Consider the following 2,830-nt stretch of genomic DNA (forward strand, 5'->3'; position numbering starts at 1 on the left):
GCTGGAGCAGCCCGGCTTCAGGGCCGGCGAACCGCTGCCGGCCAGCCTCGACGCCCTGTGCGCGGCCCACGCGCACACCCTCGCCCAGGCCACCGGCGGCCGGCCCTACGCCCTGCTCGGCCACTCCGCCGGCGCCAACCTGGCCCACGCGCTCACCCGCCACCTGGAGGCCCGGGGCGCGGGCCCCGCCGCCCTCGTCCTCGCCGACATCTACACCCCCAGCGCCCCCGGCCCCATGGCCATCTGGCGGGACGTCATGCTCCGCTGGGCCGCCGACCGCACCGTCGTCCCGCTCGACGACACTCGGCTCACCGCGATGGGCGCCTACCACCGGCTGCTGGGGGACTGGACCCCGCAGCCCACCCGCGCACCGGTGCTGCACCTGCGCGCCGGCGAACCGATGGCCGCCTGGAGGGACCCCGACGCCGACTGGCGGTCCGTGTGGGACGCCGCGCACACCGTCGCCGACGTCCCCGGCAACCACTTCACGATGATGACCGAGCACGCCCCGGCCACCGCCGACACCGTCGGCGCCTGGCTGGACGCGCTGCCCGGCGGTGACCCGATGACGAGGAGCCGCGCTTGACTTCCTCCCCCTCTTGAAGGAGGGGGATTCCTACGGCTCGCGCCGTAGGGGTTTCTGCTTCATCGCCGACTGCCCGCCCGGAGTTCTCCGTTGAGGTCTTACACCAGCTCCACAGACAGACGCCGTCAGCCCGACGGCCAGGATGTTCTTCGCCGCGTTCACGTCCCTGTCGTGGGTCGTCCCGCAGTCGCACGTCCAGGTGCGGACGCTGAGCGGCATCTTGTCCTGCAACGTGCCGCAGACGGAGCACAGCTTGGAGGAGGGGAACCAGCGGTCGATCGCGATCACTTCGCGGCCGTACCACTGGGCCTTGTACTCCAGCATGCTCCGGAACTCCGACCAGGCCGCATCGCTGATAGAACGGGCCAGGCTGCCGTTCTTCACCATGTTCCGAACGGTGAGGTCCTCGATCACGATCGTTTGGTTTTCACGAACGAGTCGAGTGGTGAGCTTGTGCAGGTGGTCATGCCTTCGGTCGGCGATCCGGGCGTAGACCTTGGCGACCTTCCGGCGGGCCTTGGCCCGGTTCGCGCCGTCGCCCTTGGCCTTACGGGCAAGCTGCCGCTGGGCCTTGGCGAGGCGCGCGCGGTCACGGCGCTCGTGCCGGGGGTTGGAGACCTTCTCCCCGTTCGAGAGAGTCAGCAAGTGGTCGAGTCCGATGTCGATACCGATGGCCGCGTCGGTGGCAGGGAGCGGCTTGACGGACGGGTCTTCGCACAGCATGGACACGTACCAGCGTCCGGCCGCGTCCTGCGACACGGTCACCGTGGACGGCGCCGCACCCTCCGGGAGCGGGCGCGACCACACGATGTCGAGCGGCTCCGCCATCTTCGCCAGCGTCAGCTTGCCGTCCTGGAACCGGAACGCGCTGGTGGTGTACTCCGCCGACTTCCGCGACGTCTTCCGCGACTTGAAGCGGGGGTACTTGGCCCGCTTGCCGAAGAAGTTGGTGAACGCCACCTGGAGGTGCCGCAGAGCCTGCTGGAGCGGGACGGAGGAGACGTCGTTGAGGTACACGAGTTCCTCGGTCTTCTTCCAGGCCGTCAGCATCGCCGACGTCTGGTTGTAGTTCACCCGCTCCTGCCGCGTCCACGCTTCCGTGCGCGCCGCAAGAGCGAGGTTGTAGACCTTCCGCACGCACCCGAACGTGCGCGACAGCTCCGCTGCCTGCGTATCCGTCGGATAGAAGCGGTACTTGAACGCCCGCTTCACGCGGGTGGTCTTCACGGTTCACATACTACTGCATCAGTTTGTGACGGCCTGCGGGTAGTTGGGGGTGGATACCGGTCCGCCCTGGCGCCGAACCGGCTTCTCCTGCCCTGCTCCGCAGGAGCTTCGTTTCCTCCCCCGGCTGAAGCCGGGGGTATCCACGAAGGAGAGCCCCAATGACCACCGTGCTGCCCACCCAGGCACCCGGACCCGGCCCGGCCCGCCGGGCCAGGAACAACCAGCTCACCCGCGCCGCACAGTGGTTCGCGGGCATCCAGGACGACCCCTACGGACTGCTGCTGCGGGCCGGCACCGGCGACCCGCACCGCCACGAGGAACGGATCCGCGCGCAGGGGCCGCTGTACCACAGCACCCTGCTGGACACCTGGGTCACCGCCGACCGCGCCGTCGCCGACACGGTCGTCACCGACCCCGCCTTCGACGCCCCCGGCCCCGGCGGCGACGAACTCCCGTACCGCAGCACCACCTTGTCCCTTGACCGCGCGCACACCGCCCGGCTCGCCCCGCTCACCGCCCTGGGCGGGCCGGTGCTGTGGGCCGACGAGGAGTGCCTGGGGAAGCGGACCGTGACGTTCGCCCGGACGATCCTGGCCGACCTCGGCGACCGCTTCGACCTCGCCGAGGACTTCGCCCGCCGCCTCGTCGGCCGGGTCCTCGCCGAGCAACTCGGCCTGCCCGAGGCCGCGTACGCGCACTACGCCCGGCTGCTCGGCGACTGCCGGACCGCCCTCGACGGCCTGCTGTGCCCCCAGCCCCATCCCGTCGCCTCCGCCGCCGAAGCGGCGGAGACAGAGCTGGCCGCCCTGCTCGGCCAGACCCTGGGCGATGCAGGAGGCGACGCCGTACAGGCCGCCCGCGTGGTGTCGGTCGGTGCCGCCGAGACCACCGCGGTGCTCCTCACCAACGCCGTCCGCACCCAGCTCGCCCGGCCGGACGCCTGGCAGGCGCTCGCCGCCGACCCCGCCCTGGCCGGCCCGGCCGTCGACGCCACCCTGCGCGTCGCGCCGCCCGTCC

2 protein-coding genes and 1 pseudogene are annotated in these 2,830 nt (G+C 71.4%); 2 read left to right on the forward strand and 1 reads right to left on the reverse strand.

The features are described from left to right. Positions 1-586, forward strand: a 586-nt coding sequence (locus AB0I98_RS49640; protein WP_362953104.1) for a thioesterase domain-containing protein, incomplete at its 5' end; no start/stop codon positions are given. A 30-nt stretch (positions 587-616) separates the two neighbouring features. Here the strand turns inward: AB0I98_RS49640 and AB0I98_RS49645 are convergent. Next, the gene (locus tag AB0I98_RS49645; RefSeq protein WP_362953106.1) at positions 617-1,813 is read right to left on the reverse strand and encodes an RNA-guided endonuclease TnpB family protein; all 1,197 of its coding nucleotides are present in this window, start codon (positions 1,811-1,813) and stop codon (positions 617-619) included. 158 nt (positions 1,814-1,971) lie between these two features. Here AB0I98_RS49645 and AB0I98_RS49650 point away from each other — a divergent pair. After that, positions 1,972-2,830: pseudogene (locus AB0I98_RS49650) on the forward strand (hypothetical protein); the annotation flags it as partial.

Source organism: Streptomyces sp. NPDC050211 (assembly GCF_040656035.1).
In the GTDB taxonomy this organism is placed as follows: Bacteria; Actinomycetota; Actinomycetes; order Streptomycetales; family Streptomycetaceae; genus Streptomyces.